Below are 17,211 nucleotides of genomic sequence, written 5' to 3' on the forward strand. Positions count from 1 at the left end.
GGTGCCCACGCCCGCGCTCTTCGAGGACCGGCACATCCGCGGCGACCGGAGCAGGGCCGCCGTCCTACCGTCCGGGCCGGGGCGTCACCACGCGCGGTCCGCCGGCCGGCGTCCCCTGCGAGTGACCACCGCGCGCGGACATGCAACGACGCCTGCCCAGGTGTCCGGTCGGGGACGGGGCAGGCGTCGTCAGTGTTCCGCACGCCGTTGTGCGGGACGTCTGTGGCGGGACCTGCGGGGTCCCGGGTGCCGTCAGACCGCCAGCGCGCGGTCCGTCGGACGGATCGGAGCCGGCAGGTCGCTGGCACCGGTCAGGTGGCGGTCGACACCGCGGGCGGCCGAGCGGCCCTCCGCGATCGCCCACACGATCAGGGACTGTCCGCGGCCGGCGTCACCGGCGACGAACACACCCGGCACGTTGGTCTGGAAGTCGGCGTCGCGGGCGATGTTACCGCGCTCGTCGAGGTCCAGACCAAACTGCTCCACCAGGCCGTTCTCCCGGTCGGTGCCGGTGAAGCCCATGGCGAGGGTGACCAGCTGGGCCGGGATCCTGCGCTCGGTGCCCGGCTTGGAGGTCAGCTTGCCGTCGACGAACTCGACCTCGGCGAGGTGCAGCCACTGCACGTTGCCGTCCTCGTCGCCCTCGAAGTGGGTGGTGGAGGCGGAGTAGATCCGCTCGCCGCCCTCCTCGTGGGCCGAGGTGACCTTGTACAGGATCGGGAAGGTCGGCCAGGGCTGGCCGATCGGGTGCCGCTCGTCGTTCGGGCGGGGCATGATCTCCAGCTGGGTGACGGAGGCCGCGCCCTGCCGGTGGGCGGTACCCACGCAGTCCGCGCCGGTGTCACCGCCGCCGATCACGACGACGTGCTTGCCCTCGGCCGAGATCGGGGGCGCCACGTAGTCGCCCTCCTGGACCTTGTTGGCCAGCGGCAGGTACTCCATGGCCTGGTGGATGCCCTTGAGGTCACGGCCGGGGACCGGGAGGTCGCGGGCCATGGTCGCACCGGCGGCGATCACGATCGCGTCGTAGCGCTTCTTCAGGTCACGCGCGTTGATGTCGCGGCCGACCTCGACCTCGGTACGGAAGCGGGTGCCCTCCGCGCGCATCTGCTCGATACGGCGGTTGATGTGCCGCTTCTCCATCTTGAACTCGGGGATGCCGTACCGCAGCAGGCCTCCGATGCGGTCCGCGCGCTCGTAGACGGCGACCGTGTGACCGGCCCGGGTCAGCTGCTGGGCGGCGGCGAGACCCGAGGGGCCGGAGCCGATGACCGCGACCGTCTTGCCGGACAGGCGCTCGGGGATCTGCGGGGCGACGTCCCCGGTCTCCCACGCCTTGTCGATGATCGAGACCTCGACGTTCTTGATGGTGACCGGCTGCTGGTTGATGCCGAGCACGCAGGCCGACTCGCAGGGGGCCGGACAGAGGCGACCGGTGAACTCCGGGAAGTTGTTGGTCGCGTGCAGGCGCTCGGAGGCGGCGCCCCAGTCCTCGCGGTAGGCGTAGTCGTTCCACTCGGGGATCAGGTTCCCCAGCGGGCAGCCGTTGTGGCAGAACGGGATGCCGCAGTCCATGCAGCGGCTGGCCTGCTTGCTGATGATGGGCAGCAGGGAGCCGGGGACGTAGACCTCGTTCCAGTCCTTGACGCGCTCACCGACGGGACGGGTCTCGGCGACCTCGCGGCCGTGGTTCAGGAAGCCCTTAGGGTCAGCCATTGGTCGCCGCCTCCATCATCTTCTCGGTGATCTCGGTCTCGGTGAGACCGGCTCGCTCGGCGGCGTCCTTGGCGGCGAGCACTGCCTTGTACGTGCTGGGGATGATCTTGCTGAACCGGGCCACGGCCGCGTCCCAGTCGGCGAGCAGCTTCTCGGCGACCGTCGAGCCGGTCTCCTCGGCGTGGCGGCGCACCACGTCGTGCAGCCACTGCTTGTCGGTGTCGTCCAGCGTCTCGACCGACTCGACGTTGCCGACGTTGACGTTGTCGCGGTCGAGGTCGATGACGTAGGCGACGCCGCCGGACATGCCCGCCGCGAAGTTGCGGCCGGTCGGGCCGAGGACGACCGCGTGCCCGCCGGTCATGTACTCGCAGCCGTGGTCGCCCACGCCCTCGGAGACCACCAGCGCGCCGGAGTTGCGGACGCAGAACCGCTCGCCGGTACGGCCGCGCAGGAATAGCTCGCCGCCGGTGGCGCCGTAGCCGATGGTGTTGCCCGCGATGGTCGAGTACTCGGCGAGGTGGTCGGCCGCGCGGTCCGGGCGGACGACGATACGGCCGCCCGACAGGCCCTTGCCCACGTAGTCGTTGGCGTCGCCCTCCAGGCGCAGCGTGACGCCGCGCGGCAGGAACGCGCCGAAGGACTGGCCGGCCGAGCCGGTGAAGGTGATGTCGACGGTGTCCTCGGGCAGGCCCGCGCCGCCGAACTTCTTCGTCACCTCGTGGCCGAGCATCGTGCCGACCGTGCGGTTGATGTTGCGGATGGCGACCTGCGCGCGCACCGGCTGGGCCTCGGTGGCGTCGCCGGCGGCGAGTGCGTCGGCGGCGAGCCTGATCAGCTCGTTGTCGAGCGCCTTCTCCAGGCCGTGGTCCTGGGCCACGATCCGGTGGCGGACGGCACCCTCGGGCAGCGACGGCACGTGGAACAGCGGCTCGAGGTCCAGGCCCTGCGCCTTCCAGTGGTCGACCGCGCGCTCGACGTCCAGCACCTCGGCGTGGCCGACGGCCTCCTCGATGGAGCGGAAGCCCAGCTCGGCGAGCAGCTCCCGGACCTCCTCGGCGATGAACCGGAAGAAGTTCACGACGTACTCGGCCTTGCCCGCGAAGCGCTCGCGCAGGACCGGGTTCTGGGTGGCGATGCCGACCGGGCAGGTGTCCAGGTGGCAGACGCGCATCATGATGCAGCCGGAGACGACGAGCGGAGCGGTCGCGAAGCCGAACTCCTCGGCGCCGAGCAGCGCGGCGATGACCACGTCACGGCCGGTCTTGAGCTGGCCGTCGGTCTGGACGACGATGCGGTCGCGCAGGCCGTTGAGCAGCAGGGTCTGCTGGGTCTCGGCGAGGCCCAGCTCCCAGGGGCCGCCCGCGTGCTTGAGCGAGGTCAGCGGGGAGGCACCCGTACCGCCGTCGTGGCCGGAGATCAGGACCACGTCCGCGTGCGCCTTGGAGACACCCGCGGCGACCGTGCCGACGCCGACCTCGGAGACCAGCTTGACGTGAATCCGCGCCTGCGGGTTCGCGTTCTTCAGGTCGTGGATCAGCTGGGCCAGGTCCTCGATGGAGTAGATGTCGTGGTGCGGCGGCGGCGAGATCAGGCCGACGCCCGGCGTCGAGTGACGGGTCTTGGCGACCCACGGGTAGACCTTGTGGCCGGGCAGCTGGCCGCCCTCGCCGGGCTTGGCGCCCTGGGCCATCTTGATCTGGATGTCGTCGGCGTTGACCAGGTACTCGGAGGTGACGCCGAAGCGGCCCGAGGCGACCTGCTTGATGGCCGACCGGCGCGCCGGGTCGTACAGGCGCTCCGGGTCCTCGCCGCCCTCACCGGTGTTGGACTTGCCGCCCAGCTGGTTCATGGCGATGGCGAGAGTCTCGTGCGCCTCCTTGGAGATGGAGCCGTACGACATCGCGCCCGTCGAGAACCGCTTGACGATCTCCGAGACCGGCTCGACCTCGTCGACGGAGATCGGGGCACGGTCGGAACGGAAGCCGAACAGACCGCGCAGCGTCATCAGGCGCTCGGACTGCTCGTTCACACGGTCCGTGTACTTCTTGAAGATGTCGTAGCGGGCCGAGCGCGTGGAGTGCTGGAGACGGAAGACCGTCTCCGGGTCGAACAGGTGCGGCTCGCCCTCGCGACGCCACTGGTACTCTCCGCCGATCTCCAGCGCGCGGTGCGCGGGAGCGATGCCGGAGGCCGGGTAGGCCTTGGCGTGCCGGGCGGCGACCTCCTGGGCGATGACGTCGATGCCGACGCCGCCGATCTTGGTGGCCGTGCCGTTGAAGTACTTCTCGACGAAGGCCTCGTCCAGGCCGACGGCCTCGAAGGCCTGGGCGCCGCGGTAGGAGGCGACGGTGGAGATGCCCATCTTCGACATGACCTTCAGCACGCCCTTGCCGAGGGCGTAGATCAGGTTCTTGATGGCCTTCTCCGGCTCGATGCCGTCCAGGAAGGTGCCCGCGCGCACCAGGTCCTCGACCGACTCCATCGCCAGGTACGGGTTGACGGCGGCGGCGCCGAAGCCGATCAGCAGGGCGACGTGGTGGACCTCGCGGACGTCGCCGGCCTCGACCAGCAGGCCCACGTGGGTGCGCTGCTTGGTGCGGATGAGGTGGTGGTGGACGGCCGCGGTGAGCAGCAGCGACGGGATCGGCGCGTGCTCGGCGTCGGAGTGCCGGTCCGACAGGACGATCAGGCGGGCGCCGTTCTCTATGGCGGCGTCGGCCTCGGCGCAGATCTCGGCGATGCGTGCGGCGAGGGAGTCACCGCCGCCGGAGACCCGGTACAGGCCGGAGAGGGTCGCGGCCTGGAAGCCGGGCAGGTCGCCGTCGGCGTTGATGTGGATGAGCTTGGCCAGCTCGTCGTTGTCGATGACAGGGAAGGGCAGCACGACGGACCGGCAGGAGGCGGCGGTCGGGTCGAGCAGGTTGCCCTGCGGGCCCAGCGACGAACGCAGGGAGGTGACCAGCTCCTCGCGGATCGCGTCCAGCGGCGGGTTGGTGACCTGCGCGAACAGCTGGGTGAAGTAGTCGAACAGCAGACGCGGACGCGAGGACAGCGCGGCGATCGGCGAGTCCGTGCCCATGGAGCCGATCGGCTCGGCGCCGGCCTTGGCCATCGGCGCGAGGATGACGCGCAGTTCCTCCTCGGTGTAGCCGAAGGTCTGCTGGCGGCGGGTGACCGAGGCGTGGGTGTGGACGATGTGCTCGCGCTCGGGCAGGTCGCCCAGCTCGATCTCGCCGGCCTCCAGCCATTCGGTGTACGGCTGCTCGGCGGCGAGGGTCGCCTTGATCTCGTCGTCCTCGATGATGCGGTGCTCGGCGGTGTCGACGAGGAACATCTTGCCGGGCTGCAGCCGGCCCTTGCGGACGACCTTGGCCGGGTCGATGTCGAGGACGCCGACCTCGGAGCCGAGGACGACGAGGCCGTCGTCGGTGACCCAGTAGCGGCCGGGACGCAGACCGTTGCGGTCGAGCACGGCGCCGACCTGGGTGCCGTCGGTGAAGGTGACACAGGCCGGGCCGTCCCAGGGCTCCATCATCGTGGAGTGGAAGCCGTAGAAGGCGCGCCGGGCCGGGTCCATGGAGGCGTGGTTCTCCCATGCCTCCGGGATCATCATCAGCACGGAGTGCGGCAGCGACCGGCCGCCCAGGTGCAGCAGCTCCAGGACCTCGTCGAAGGAGGCGGAGTCGGAGGCGTCCGGCGTACAGACCGGGAAGGTTCGCTCGAGTTCGCCGGCGCCGAACAGGTCGGAGACCAGCTGCGACTCGCGGGCGCGCATCCAGTTGCGGTTGCCCTTGACGGTGTTGATCTCACCGTTGTGCGCGACGAAGCGGTACGGGTGCGCGAGCGGCCACGAGGGGAAGGTGTTCGTGGAGAAGCGCGAGTGGACGAGCGCGACCGCGGAGCCGAAGCGGCGGTCGGACAGGTCCGGGAAGAAGGGCTCGAGCTGGCCGGTGGTCAGCATGCCCTTGTAGACGATGGTGCGCGCGGAGAGGGACGGGAAGTAGACACCGGCCTCCCGCTCGGCGCGCTTGCGCAGCACGAAGGCCTTGCGGTCCAGCGCGATGCCCTCGCTGGCGCCGTCGCCGACGAAGAGCTGCCGGAAGGCCGGCATGGTGGAGCGGGCGCTGGCGCCGAGCAGCTCGGGGGCGACCGGGACCGTACGCCAGCCGAGAACCGTCAGGCCCTCCTCGTCGGCGATCGTCTCGATCCGCGCGACGGCGTCCTCGGTTCCCTCCTCCGGCAGGAAGGCGATGCCCACCGCATAGGAACCGGCCGCGGGAAGGGTGAATCCGGCCACCTCACGGAAGAAGGCGTCGGGCACCTGGGAGAGGATGCCGGCACCGTCGCCCGAGTCGGGCTCGGAGCCGGTGGCACCGCGGTGCTCCAGGTTGCGCAGGACGGTGAGGGCCTGTTCGACCAGCGTGTGCGATGCCTCGCCGGTGAGAGTGGCGACGAAACCGACGCCACAGGCGTCACGCTCGTTGCGGGGGTCGTACATACCCTGGGCAGCAGGGCGAGCATCCATGAACGACCAGTTCTGGCCATTCGCGGAGTGCTGGGACGGCTGGCGCGGCGTACGCATCGGCTCTCCCGTCGTCGTCATGTGGCATGTGGCAGGTGCCGAGGGACGACGTTGGCCCTCTGCGTGTGATCAAAATTTCGTGCAGGTTACATGATGGGTCGGTTCTCGGGAACCGGATACTGCGTTCCAGCATGCGGACACCACGGGGTACATGGCAGAGGCGCCGCATGGTGACGGCGGGGTGCCGCGCGGAGCGGCGGGGGTGCCGCGCGGTGGCGGCGGGTGCCGCACATGGCGGCGACTCAGAGGCGGGACCGCCGCGGACAGGATCGGTCGGATCGGCGCCCGTCGGCCCAAGAGGGGCGGGGAGAGCGTCTTCACTCGCCCCAGGGGGTGCCGCAGGCGTCATTGCCCGCAGCGCTTACGGCTCATGCCCGGTGATGAAACATTCGAAACCAGCGAGTAACGGCTACTTATGCGGCCCAACGCATAGGTAGCGGTCTCGCTATCCTACGGCCGTTCCGAACAGGCTGCCCAGGGCGTACGTCACACCGGCTGCCGCACCGCCGAGTGCGAGCTGCCTGAGGCCGCTGTACCACCAGCTCCGCGCGGTCACCTTGGCCACGACGGCACCACACCCGAACAGCCCGACGAGGGCCAGCAGCAGGGCGGGCCACAGCGCGGTCGCACCGAGCAGGAAGGGCAGCACGGGCAGCAGGGCGCCGAGCGCGAAGGACCCGAACGACGAGACGGCCGCGACCAGCGGCGAGGGCAGGTCGCTCGGATCGATCCCCAGCTCTTCACGGGCATGGATCTCCAGCGCCTGCTCCGGGTCCCTGGACAGCTGCCGGGCGACCTCACGGGCCAGTACGGGCTCGACACCCCGGGCCACGTAGAGTGCTGCCAGCTCTTCTTCCTCGTCCTGCGGGTGCTTGCGCAGCTCACGGCGCTCGACGTCGAGTTCGGCCTCGACCAGCTCGCGCTGGGAGGCCACGGAGGTGTACTCGCCGGCAGCCATCGAGAAGGCACCGGCGGCGAGCCCCGCGAGTCCGGTGATGACGATGGTCTGGTGACTGACGGATCCGCCCGCCACACCGGTCATCAGGGCGAGGTTGGAGACGAGACCGTCCATCGCACCGAAGACGGCGGGACGCAGCCAGCCGCCGTTGACGTCGCGGTGCGTGTGGTTGTCACGGTGCGCCTCATGCAGCGCGGCCTCGGTTTCGATGATGGCCATACGAGCCCCCGGATAGCTTAGCCAAAGCTAACTTTGGACGAGTTCTACTTTTCGACATCACCGAAGGTACGCCCATCGCCTTCTTCCCGCCACCAAGGAAAGGCTGGGCTAACCTGCGACTTTGCCCGCTACGGCTCATCCGTGCGCGATCTCGCTCAGATGCCGAGTGGGTGACACGGGCAGAGGGAAGGCGCAGGTGCCGACGGCCCGTGGGAGACATCCGCAAAGCGTGTTCGTGGCCCCGCCCCAGGAGGCCGCCCAAGGCATCGATCGCCTGCACTCCCCGGTCCCCGCGCCCGGGGACGCCGCCGGCCTTCGCCCGCCGGCCTTCGCCCGCCCGCCACCGGCCACGACGACCCGCACTACTTCGACGACGCCGCCTGCGATCGCGCCTGTGTGCTCGCCGTCACCCATTCCGGTGACCCCGAACGCGCCGCCGCCCCGGCCGAGTTCGACGCCCGCTGCACCCCGGACGGCGACCGCGTGCTCGGCGCGCGGGCGATGGCCGCGGCGCTGGCGCTCGCCCTGACCGGCGCCGACACGGAGACCTGCGTGAATGCCGCGCTCGCGGAACTTCCCGCCGACTCCGAGATCGGCCGCACGCCCGCCACGCCCTCGCCCTGACCCGGGACAGCGAGTCCGCCTTCGCCCTCGTCCCGCTGGAGCACCAGATCGTCGACCACGTCTCCCGCTACGGCATCGCCGCCGCCGAGACGGTCCCGGTCGCCCTCGCCCTGGCCACCGCCGCCCAGGGTCGTATCGCAGCCGCCGTACCCGCCGCCTGCCTGTCCCGTGTCGCCGACTCCGCCCCCGCCCTCGCGGGTGCTACACCGGAGCACTCGGCGGCGGCGCGTCCGTCCCGCAGGCCTGGCGGGACGCCTGCCGCACCCTGTCCCGCTGCACCCTGCCCCGTCTCACCGGCACCGACCTGGTGGAACTCGCCGGACTCCTGGAAGCCGCACAACCGGCCCACCCAGGAGGATGATTCGGGGCATGACGCCCAAGGGTTTCCATCTACCCACAGACACCTGCACAGCCGGACCAACACCCGGAACACGCCCCGACGGCCTCGCCGAACGGATCACCGGCGCCGCCGTCGGCGACGCTCTCGGCGGCCCGGTCGAGGGCTACTCCCCGGAGCAGATCGCCGAGCGGCACGGCGGCCGCGTCCACGGCGTCGTCGGCCCCTGGCACGACGACGCCTGGCGCACCGCCCGCCGCCCCTCACGGCTGCACGCGATCGAGGAACTGCCGATCGCCCTCGGCATGTTGCTGGTCTCGGGCGGCGACTACCGGCACGCCGTGCTCGGTGCGGTGGACTACGGCCGCGACTGCGACTCGACCGCCACGATGGCCGGTGCCCTCGCGGGCGCACTCGGCTCACCCGTTCCGCAGGAGCGGGTGAAGACGGTGGCGGATGCCAGCAGGCTCGACCTGTGGGCGCCGGCCCGCACCCTCACCGAGGTCACGCGCGAGATCTTCGCGGCGGACGTACGCCGCCGCCGCGCCCACGAGCGGGCCTTCGCGGCACTCGGGGGCACCGTATGCTCCGACTGACCTGGGTCCAGCCGGAGGACCTGCTCGGGCACGAACTGCGCCAGGCCCGCCTGGACGGACGCGAGCCGTCGGCGATCGAGGCCCGCTGGCGCGCGGCGGGCGGCCCGAGCGCCCCGGAGCGGGCGGGTGCCTCACCCCACGGCGCATCCCGCTACCTGCGCCTGCTGGCGGAGGACCTGCTGGATGAACTGGCCGACCTGCCCAGCACGTTGGCCGAGGACGAGCCGACCGGCCTGGCACGGATCAAGTCCCTGTGCCCGGCCTGGCCCGCCCCTGCCGAAGGCGTCGCCACCCCCTGCGCGCTCGAAGCCGCCTGGCTCGGCCGGGCCATCGGCTGTCTACTCGGCAGACCTGTCGAGAAACTCCCCCTCGACGCCATCCGCACCCTCGCCCGAGCAGCTGGCAACTGGCCCCTCACCACCTACTTCACCGCCGTCGGTGTCCCGGACGACCTCCTCGCCGCGCACCCCTGGAACCGCCGCTCGGCCGCCACCTCCCTCGCCGAGAACATCGACGGCATGCCCGAGGGCGACGACCTCAACTACCCCCTGCTCGCCCTCCTGCTCCTGCAGCGCCACGGCAAGGCCTTCACCACCACGGACGTGGCCCGGCTCTGGCTGGACGAACTCCCGCCCGGCCGCACGTTCACCGCCGAACGCGTCGCCTACCGCAACCTCCTCACCGGCATCGAACCCCCGCACACCGCCCGGCACCGCAACCCCTTCCGCGAATGGATCGGCGCCCTGATCCGGGCCGACGTCCACGGCTGGACCAACCCGGGCGACCCGGCCGCCGCAGCCGAACAGGCCCACCGCGACGCCGCCTTGACCCACACCGCCAACGGCGTCTACGCGGCGATGTTCACGGCCGCCGTCATCGCCACCGCGGCCACCGGCACCCACGACGTCCACACCTGTCTGCGCGCCGGCCGCAGCGTGGTCCCGCCCCGCTCACGGCTCGCCAGGGCGCTCGACCACGCCGTCCAACTGGCCCGCTCCCAAGCGGACTTCACTGCCGTCGTGGACGAACTCCACGCCCGCTACGCCCCCGCCCACCACTGGGTGCATGCCGTCCCCAACACCGCCCTGATCGCCGCGGCGCTCACCCACGCCGACGGCGACTTCACCGGTTCCATCTGCCGTGCGGTGTCCGGCGGGTGGGACACCGACTCGAACGGCGCCACGGCCGGCAGCGTCGCCGGCCTCCTCGCGGGCTCCGCGGCGGCGCTCCCCGAGCACTGGCGGGCCCCGCTCAAGAACCGGCTCGCCACCACCGTTGCCGACTTCGACGGCACCGGCTTCGACACCCTCGCCCACCTCACCCTTCTGGAGACGGCCCGCTCATGACCCACATCGTCGTCCTCGGCAGCACGAACATGGACCTCGTCACCTACGTCGCCAAGGCCCCGCAGCGCGGCGAGACCGTGACGGGCCGGGAGTTCCGCACGATCCCCGGCGGCAAGGGCGCCAACCAGGCGATCGCCGCGGCCCGCGCCGGCGCCACCGTCTCGATGATCGGTGCGGTCGGCAACGACGCCTTCGGCCTCAGGATGCGCGACACCCTCGAACACTCCGGCGTGGACACCGACTTCCTGCGCACGATCGAGGGTCCCTCCGGCACCGCGCACATCGTGGTGGACGACGAGGGCGGCAACGCGATCGTCGTCATCCCCGGCGCGAACGGCACCGTCGACCACCTCTCCCCCGGCGACGAGGGACTCATCGCCTCCGCCGACGCGCTGCTGCTGCAGCTGGAGATCCCGCCGGCCGCGGTCGTCGCGGGCGCCGAGGCGGCGCGCCGGCACGGGATCCGTACGATCCTCACCCCGTCCCCCGCCCAGCCGCTGTCGCCCCGGCTCCTCGCCGTGACCGATCTGCTGGTGCCCAACGAGTACGAGGCGATCACCCTCACCGGCCGCACCGACCCGCGCGAGGCCGCCGCCGCCCTGCTGGAGCTGGTGCCCGAGGTCGTCGTCACCCTGGGCGCGACCGGCAGCCTGTACCGGGCCCGGGGCGCCGAGCCGCTCGTGGTCCCCGCGCCCCAGGTGGCCGCTGTCGACTCCACGGGCGCCGGGGACACCTTCGTCGGCGCGCTCGCGGTGGCACTCACCGAGGAGAAACCGGTGCGCGAGGCCCTGTCCTGGGCGGCTGCCGCCGCGGCGATCTCCGTCCAGCGGGAGGGAGCGTCGGCGTCGATGCCGTACCGCCCGGAGATCGAGGCCCAGTACCACGCATGAGCCCCGTACGACGCATGAGGTCCGACGCATGAGGTCCGACGCATGAGCACGAAGACGACTCCGCCCCTGGCCGGGCTGCGGGTGCTGGACCTGGCGACGCTGTTCGCCGGCCCGCCGGCCGCCACCCTGCTCGGTGACTTCGGCGCCGAGGTGATCAAGGTCGAGCATCCGCACAGACCCGACGCGTCCCGCGGGCACGGGCCGGCCAGGCACGGGGTCGGCCTGTGGTGGAAGGTCCCCGGCCGCAACAAGCGCACCATCACGCTCGACCTGTCCACACCCGGCGGCCGGTCCACCCCGACATCCCTGACCTGCCCGGCCTCGCCGCCTCCTGCGCCCACGGCCACGCCCCCGGCCTCCTGGGCCGCGCCGCCATCCACCCCCGCCGGTTGCCGGTGATCGGACGGGCCTACCTGCCCACCCCGGCGGAGATCGACCACGCGGAAACGGCCCTCGGGGCGGCAGCCGCCCACGAGGGCGCCCAGGCCCTGCCCGACGGCCGCTTCATCGACCCGCCGGTGGTCGCCATGGCCCGGCGGACGCTGTCCCTCGGGCACCGGTGCTGAGCCCCCTGTCCCGCATACACGCAGGGCGCCCGGAGAACTCCGGGCGCCCCCTCGGCGTCGTACGGCTCGGCGGTCGGCTCAGCTCTTCTTGGTGGCCGACTCGGCCTCGTCCTTCTCCGCCGCCTCGTCCTTCTCAGCGGCGTCGTCCTTCTCCGCCGGCTCGGCCTCGGCCTCGGCAGCATCCGGCCCGGCCTCGGCAGCCGCATCCCGCTCGGTCTCGGCAGCCGCCTGCGTACCGTCGGCCGGACCGTCGTCGAGGACACCCGGCTCGACCACGGCCTCACGTCCCGGCCGCTTCTTCGACGACACCACGATGTACGTCACCGCCAGCAGGAACACGATGAGCGCGGTCCAGTCGTTCAGGCGGAGGCCCAGGATGTGGTGCGCGTCGTCCACCCGCATGTACTCGATCCAGCCGCGGCCCACGCAGTACGCGGCGACGTACAGGGCGAACGCCCGGCCGTGGCCCAGCTTGAAGCGGCGGTCGGCCCAGATCACCAGGAAGCCCACGCCGATGCACCACAGGGACTCGTAGAGGAAGGTCGGGTGGTAGTAGCCCGGCACCCGGCCGCCCTCGGAGGAGGTGATGTGCAGGGCCCAGGGGACATGCGTCTCACGGCCGTACAGCTCCTGGTTGAACCAGTTGCCCCAGCGGCCGATGGCCTGCGCGAACGCGATGCCGGGCGCGACGGCGTCGGCGTACGCCGGCATCGGGATGCCCCGGCGCCGTGCGCCGATCCACGCGCCGAGCGCGCCGAGCGCGATGGCGCCCCAGATGCCCAGGCCGCCCTGCCACACCTTGAAGGCGTCCACCCAGTCGCGGCCCGGGCTGAAGTACAGCTCGTAGTCCGTGATCACGTGGTAGAGCCGACCGCCGACCAGGCCGAACGGCACCGCCCAGACAGCGATGTCGGCAACCGTTCCGGCCCGACCGCCCCGGGCGACCCAGCGCCTGTTGCCGAGCCAGACGGCGACGAAGACGCCGATGATGATGCAGAAGGCGTAGCCGCGCAGCGGGATGGGGCCGAGATACAGCACCCCGCGCGACGGGCTGGGAATGTAGGCAAGTTCCATGGCAGGTCCGACGCTACCGTGCCGGGCCGTGGGGACGGCAAGCAGCCCGGCTACGGCTCCATAACGGGGACGTGAGAAAGCGCCTATCCGTGGTTGGCCGCCTCCACCATCTGCTTGAGCTTGGCCGGGGTCATCGTCCGGTCGTTGTAGATGTTCTTCCCGCCGAGCAGGACCGTGGGCGTGCCGGTGAAGCCGCCGGACTGGAAGGCCTTGTGCGCCTTGTTCACCCAGCTGTCGTGGGTGCCGTCGTTGACGCACTTCTGGAAGGCGGGCGTGTCGAGACCCTTGACCTTGCCCGCCAGCTCGATCAGCTTGGCGTTGCTGCTGTAGGCGTCGTCGGTCTCCTTTGGCTGGTTCGTGTACAGCACGTCGTGGTAGTCGCGGAACTTTCCGGCGTCCTGCGCGCAGGCCACGGCGTTGGCCCCGCGCAGGGAGCCGGTGCCGCCCAGATTGCCGTCGATCAGCCTGACCAGGTGATACTCGATTCTGAGCTTTTCTGCGTCGACCAGTTCGTGAAGCGTCGGGCGATAGGCCACCTCGAAGGCCTGACAGGCCGGGCAGCGCATGTCCTCCCAGATGGTGAGCGTCGACCTGGCGCCGTCCTTGCCGACCGGGATCGCGAGGCTGTCCTTGCCCTGCGCGCCCGAGGGCACGACGACCGGGCCCGCCTTCTCGCTCTTGTTCTTGCCGCTGTTCGCGGCGACCACGCCGATCACCGCCGCGAGGCCGAGGACGCAGACGACGCTCGCGCCCACGATCAGCGTGCGACGTCGCTTCTCGGCGGCCTTCTGCTTCTCACGCTCGACCGCCAGCCGCTCCCGGGCGGTGCGCTTTCCGTCACGGTTCTTCTCGCTCACACCCCCAGAACGAACCGGAGAGGCGCAGCGCGCCTCCCCGGCCCGAGGTCCACCCGTTCGGGTGATCGAGTGTTCTGACGGAGATTTCTTATAGGGAAAGCGACCGACGGCTACGCCTGTCCGCGCACGCCCTTCGCCAGTTCCCCGGCCAGTTCGCGGACCGCCTCGAGGCCCGAGGCCTGGTCGGGGGCGTCCAGCATCCGCTTCACGAACGCCGAGCCGACGATGACGCCGTCGGCGAAGCCGGCGACCTCGGCGGCCTGGGCGGCGTTGGAGACGCCGAGGCCCACGCAGACGGGCAGGCCGGTGCCGGTGGCCCGGGTCCGCTCGACCAGGTTCTGGGCCTGGGCGCCGACGGACTCGCGGGTGCCGGTGACGCCCATGAGCGAGGCGGCGTAGACGAAGCCGCTGCCCGCGGCCGTGATCTGCGCGAGCCGCTCGTCCTTGCTGCTGGGGGCGACGACGAACACGGTGGCGAGGCCGTGCTTGTCGGCGTGCTCGCGCCACAGCGCCGACTCCTGCACGGGCAGGTCGGGCAGGATGCAGCCCGCGCCGCCCGCCTCGGCCAGCTCGGCGGTGAAGCGCTCGACGCCGTAGCGGTCGATGGGGTTCCAGTACGTCATGACGAGGACGGGCTTGCCGGTGGCCTCGTGGGCCTCCTTGACCGTCCGCATGACGTCCGCGATCTTGACGCCGCCGCGCAGGGCGATGTCGTCGGCGGTCTGAATGACGGGGCCGTCGAGGACGGGGTCGCTGTGCGGCAGACCGACCTCCACGACGTCCGCCCCGCCGTCGAAGACGGCCTTGATCGCCTCGATGCCGCCGTCCACGGTCGGGAACCCCGCCGGGAGGTAGGCGATGAGCGCGGAGCGGCCCTCGGCCCTGGCGGCGGCGAGGGTGTCCGACAGCAGCTGGATCTTCCCGCTCACTTGGCGTCCCCCTCGATCTCGGCGGTGTCGGTGGCGTCGGCGGCGACCTCGGCGTCGGTGTCGTAGAGGCCGAAGTAGCGTGCGGCGGTGTCCATGTCCTTGTCGCCGCGGCCGGAGAGGTTGACGACGATCAGGCTGTCCTTGCCCAGCTCCTTGCCGACCTCCAGGGCGCCGGCGAGCGCGTGGGCGCTCTCGATGGCCGGGATGATGCCCTCGGTGCGCGACAGCAGGCGCAGGGCCTGCATGGCCGCGTCGTCGGTGACCGCCCGGTACTCGCCGCGGCCCGATTCCTTCAGGTAGGAGTGCTCGGGGCCGATGCCCGGGTAGTCCAGACCGGCCGAGATCGAGTACGGCTCGGTGATCTGGCCCTCCTCGTCCTGCAGGACGTAGGAGCGGGAGCCGTGCAGGATGCCGGGCTCGCCCGCGGTCAGGGTGGCCGCGTGCTCGCCGGTCTCGATGCCGTGGCCTGCCGGTTCGCAGCCGATCAGGCGGACGTCCGCGTCGGGGATGAAGGCGTGGAAGAGACCGATGGCGTTGGAGCCGCCGCCGACGCACGCGATCGCGGCGTCGGGCAGCCGCCCGGCGCGCTCGAGCAGCTGGCGCCGGGCCTCGACGCCGATGACGCGGTGGAAGTCGCGGACCATGGCGGGGAAGGGGTGCGGACCGGCGACCGTGCCGAACAGGTAGTGCGTGTGGTCGACGTTGGCCACCCAGTCGCGGAACGCCTCGTTGATGGCGTCCTTGAGGGTGCGGCTGCCGGACTTCACCGAGACGACCTCGGCGCCGAGCATGCGCATGCGGGCCACGTTCAGGGCCTGGCGCCTGGTGTCGACCTCGCCCATGTAGATGGTGCAGTCGAGGCCGAAGAGCGCACAGGCGGTGGCCGTCGCGACGCCGTGCTGGCCTGCGCCGGTCTCGGCGATGACCCGGGTCTTGCCCATCCGCTTGGTGAGCAGGGCCTGGCCGAGCACGTTGTTGATCTTGTGGGAACCGGTGTGGTTGAGGTCCTCGCGCTTGAGGAACACGCGGGCGCCGCCGGCGTGTTCGGCGAACCGCGGCACCTCGGTCAGCGAGCTGGGGCGGCCGGTGTAGTTGACCAGCAGGTCGTCGAGTTCGCGGGCGAACTCGGGATCGTGCTTGGCCTTGTCGTACTCGACGGCGACCTCGTCCACGGCCGCGACGAGGGCCTCCGGGATGAACTTGCCGCCGAACGCGCCGAAGTAGCCCTCGGCGCTGGGCACCTGGCCGGTGGGGTCAGGGAAGAAGAATTCGCTGGGCATGCGGAAACCTCACGGTGAGTGCGTGTGAAATGACACTATTCGCCGTGGAGGCGGGGAATGTCCGACGACTGCGGGCCGTCAGTAGTTGTTCGCGCCCGCGCGGCGGTGGCCGCACATCGAACAGAGCCCCGCGCCCCTGACGGGGCGCTGCTGCCATCGCATGCCGTTCACTTGGCCCGGCTCGTCACCGATGACGTACCGCACACGACGACCGTGGACGCGCCTCGCCGGGGCGCGGCAGCCCCTCGGGCGGCAGCCGCGCGCCAGGCGCGCGTACCGGTCCACGGTGGTCACGGTGACAGTCATCGGTGTCAGCCTATCGGGTGGTCAGCTCCGGCCGTGCCGCAGCGCGGGGTGCTCACCCGCGGCGACCAGGTCGGAGACGGCGGCCTTGGGGTCGCGCCCGGTGACGAGGGACTCGCCGACCAGTACCGCGTCGGCGCCGGCGTTGGCGTACGCGATGAGGTCGTGCGGGCCACGGACGCCGGACTCGGCGACCTTGACGAGGTGGTCCGGGATCTCCGGGGCGACCCGCTCGAAGGTGGAGCGGTCGACCTCCAGCGTCTTCAGGTTGCGCGCGTTGACGCCGATGATCTTGGCGCCCGCGTCCACGGCGCGCTCGACCTCGTCCTCGTCGTGCACCTCGACGAGCGGGGTCAGGCCGATCGACACCGCACGCTCGATCAACGACTCCAGGGCCGGCTGGTCGAGCGCGGCCACGATCAGCAGCACGAGGTCGGCACCGTAGGCCCGGGCCTCCCACAGCTGGTACGAGGTGACGATGAAGTCCTTGCGCAGGACCGGGATGTCCACGCGTGCGCGGACGGCCTCCAGGTCGGCCAGCGAACCGCCGAAGCGGCGCTGTTCGGTGAGGACGGAGATGACGGCCGCGCCACCGGCCTCGTAGTCCGCGGCGAGCCCTGCCGGGTCGGCGATGGCGGCCAGCGCGCCCTTGGAGGGGCTGGAGCGTTTGACCTCGCAGATCACCTTGACGCCGTCGCCCTTGAGCGCGGCCACCCCGTCCTTGGCGGCGGGTGCCTTGGCCGCGCGCTCCTTGAGCTCGTCGAGGCTGACGCGTGCCTGCCGCTCCGCGAGGTCGGCACGGACTCCGTCGATGATCTCGTCGAGCACACTCACGCGAGCGGCCCCCTTCCTGACGGTGGTTCCTTCAGGTTTTGAAAACCCGTGGTCACTGCGATGGTATCCGCAGCAGGCCGATGCCTCCGCATCTGGC

Annotated in this window: 12 protein-coding genes and 3 pseudogenes; 6 read left to right on the top strand and 9 right to left on the bottom strand. The window is 71.4% G+C overall.

All coding sequences use genetic code 11. The features are described from left to right. Nucleotides 1–252: 252 nt before the first annotated feature. The 3 genes from GQF42_RS13095 to GQF42_RS13105 form a co-directional block, all read right to left on the bottom strand. Nucleotides 253–1,716: a glutamate synthase subunit beta gene (locus GQF42_RS13095; protein ID WP_158919806.1), complete on the bottom strand. Its 1,464-nt coding sequence runs from the start codon at nucleotides 1,714–1,716 to the stop codon at nucleotides 253–255. Then, entirely contained in the window at nucleotides 1,709–6,301 is a 4,593-nt protein-coding gene (gene gltB, locus GQF42_RS13100) for a glutamate synthase large subunit (protein ID WP_199272667.1), read from the bottom strand. The genes GQF42_RS13095 and gltB overlap by 8 nt, the downstream gene beginning before the upstream one ends. A 445-nt stretch (nucleotides 6,302–6,746) precedes the next feature. After that, on the bottom strand, nucleotides 6,747–7,478 hold the full coding sequence (locus tag GQF42_RS13105; protein ID WP_158919807.1) for a VIT1/CCC1 transporter family protein: 732 nt from the start codon (nucleotides 7,476–7,478) through the stop codon (nucleotides 6,747–6,749). Nucleotides 7,479–7,748: 270 nt separating this feature from the next. Here GQF42_RS13105 and GQF42_RS13110 point away from each other — a divergent pair. The 6 genes and pseudogenes from GQF42_RS13110 to GQF42_RS13135 all read left to right on the top strand — a co-directional run. Beyond that, nucleotides 7,749–8,463, top strand: a pseudogene (locus GQF42_RS13110) (ADP-ribosylglycohydrolase family protein); the annotation flags it as partial. A gap of 8 nt (nucleotides 8,464–8,471) precedes the next feature. Further along, nucleotides 8,472–9,035: an ADP-ribosylglycohydrolase family protein gene (locus GQF42_RS13115; protein ID WP_158919808.1), complete on the top strand. Its 564-nt coding sequence runs from the start codon at nucleotides 8,472–8,474 to the stop codon at nucleotides 9,033–9,035. Next, the gene (locus tag GQF42_RS13120; RefSeq protein ID WP_158919809.1) at nucleotides 9,023–10,381 is read left to right on the top strand and encodes an ADP-ribosylglycohydrolase family protein; all 1,359 of its coding nucleotides are present in this window, start codon (nucleotides 9,023–9,025) and stop codon (nucleotides 10,379–10,381) included. Before GQF42_RS13115 ends, GQF42_RS13120 begins: the two co-directional genes overlap by 13 nt. Next, complete coding sequence (rbsK, locus tag GQF42_RS13125; RefSeq protein ID WP_158919810.1) at nucleotides 10,378–11,271, top strand: ribokinase; 894 nt, start codon at nucleotides 10,378–10,380, stop codon at nucleotides 11,269–11,271. Before GQF42_RS13120 ends, rbsK begins: the two co-directional genes overlap by 4 nt. A 42-nt stretch (nucleotides 11,272–11,313) precedes the next feature. Beyond that, nucleotides 11,314–11,568 (top strand): annotated as a pseudogene (locus GQF42_RS13130) (CoA transferase); the annotation flags it as partial. Next, nucleotides 11,562–11,837, top strand: a pseudogene (locus GQF42_RS13135) (CoA ester lyase); the annotation flags it as partial. The pseudogenes GQF42_RS13130 and GQF42_RS13135, both read left to right, overlap by 7 nt. Before the next feature lie 78 nt (nucleotides 11,838–11,915). Here the strand turns inward: GQF42_RS13135 and lgt are convergent. The 6 genes from lgt to trpC all read right to left on the bottom strand — a co-directional run bounded on the left by lgt (nucleotide 11,916) and on the right by trpC (nucleotide 17,114). Then, on the bottom strand, nucleotides 11,916–12,911 hold the full coding sequence (gene lgt / locus GQF42_RS13140) for a prolipoprotein diacylglyceryl transferase (protein ID WP_158919811.1): 996 nt from the start codon (nucleotides 12,909–12,911) through the stop codon (nucleotides 11,916–11,918). A gap of 83 nt (nucleotides 12,912–12,994) precedes the next feature. Further along, the gene (locus tag GQF42_RS13145) at nucleotides 12,995–13,768 is read right to left on the bottom strand and encodes a DsbA family protein (RefSeq protein WP_158919812.1); all 774 of its coding nucleotides are present in this window, start codon (nucleotides 13,766–13,768) and stop codon (nucleotides 12,995–12,997) included. Nucleotides 13,769–13,878: 110 nt separating this feature from the next. Then, a complete protein-coding gene (trpA, locus tag GQF42_RS13150) occupies nucleotides 13,879–14,697 on the bottom strand; it encodes a tryptophan synthase subunit alpha (protein ID WP_158919813.1) in 819 nt (272 codons plus the stop codon). Further along, on the bottom strand, nucleotides 14,694–15,977 hold the full coding sequence (trpB, locus tag GQF42_RS13155) for a tryptophan synthase subunit beta (RefSeq protein WP_158919814.1): 1,284 nt from the start codon (nucleotides 15,975–15,977) through the stop codon (nucleotides 14,694–14,696). The genes trpA and trpB overlap by 4 nt, the downstream gene beginning before the upstream one ends. Nucleotides 15,978–16,055: 78 nt before the next feature. After that, the gene (gene trpM / locus GQF42_RS13160) at nucleotides 16,056–16,283 is read right to left on the bottom strand and encodes a tryptophan biosynthesis modulator TrpM (protein ID WP_158919815.1); all 228 of its coding nucleotides are present in this window, start codon (nucleotides 16,281–16,283) and stop codon (nucleotides 16,056–16,058) included. 21 nt (nucleotides 16,284–16,304) lie between these two features. Beyond that, nucleotides 16,305–17,114 (bottom strand): indole-3-glycerol phosphate synthase TrpC, encoded by an 810-nt coding sequence (gene trpC / locus GQF42_RS13165; protein WP_158919816.1) that lies wholly within the window; start codon nucleotides 17,112–17,114, stop codon nucleotides 16,305–16,307. Nucleotides 17,115–17,211: the final 97 nt, after the last annotated feature.

The sequence above is a fragment of the Streptomyces broussonetiae genome (assembly GCF_009796285.1).
In the GTDB taxonomy this organism is placed as follows: Bacteria; Actinomycetota; Actinomycetes; order Streptomycetales; family Streptomycetaceae; genus Streptomyces; species Streptomyces broussonetiae.

Excerpts from the sequence above, each read along its gene's own strand:
- trpB (WP_158919814.1), bottom strand. The coding sequence starts at position 15,977 with ATGCCCAGCGAATTCTTCTTCCCTGACCCCACCGGCCAGGTGCCCAGC.
- GQF42_RS13095 (WP_158919806.1), bottom strand. The coding sequence starts at position 1,716 with ATGGCTGACCCTAAGGGCTTCCTGAACCACGGCCGCGAGGTCGCCGAG.
- GQF42_RS13105 (WP_158919807.1), bottom strand. The coding sequence starts at position 7,478 with ATGGCCATCATCGAAACCGAGGCCGCGCTGCATGAGGCGCACCGTGAC.
- GQF42_RS13120 (WP_158919809.1), top strand. The coding sequence starts at position 9,023 with ATGCTCCGACTGACCTGGGTCCAGCCGGAGGACCTGCTCGGGCACGAA.
- gltB (WP_199272667.1), bottom strand. The coding sequence starts at position 6,301 with ATGCGTACGCCGCGCCAGCCGTCCCAGCACTCCGCGAATGGCCAGAAC.
- rbsK (WP_158919810.1), top strand. The coding sequence starts at position 10,378 with ATGACCCACATCGTCGTCCTCGGCAGCACGAACATGGACCTCGTCACC.
- trpM (WP_158919815.1), bottom strand. The coding sequence starts at position 16,283 with ATGACTGTCACCGTGACCACCGTGGACCGGTACGCGCGCCTGGCGCGC.
- lgt (WP_158919811.1), bottom strand. The coding sequence starts at position 12,911 with ATGGAACTTGCCTACATTCCCAGCCCGTCGCGCGGGGTGCTGTATCTC.
- GQF42_RS13115 (WP_158919808.1), top strand. The coding sequence starts at position 8,472 with ATGACGCCCAAGGGTTTCCATCTACCCACAGACACCTGCACAGCCGGA.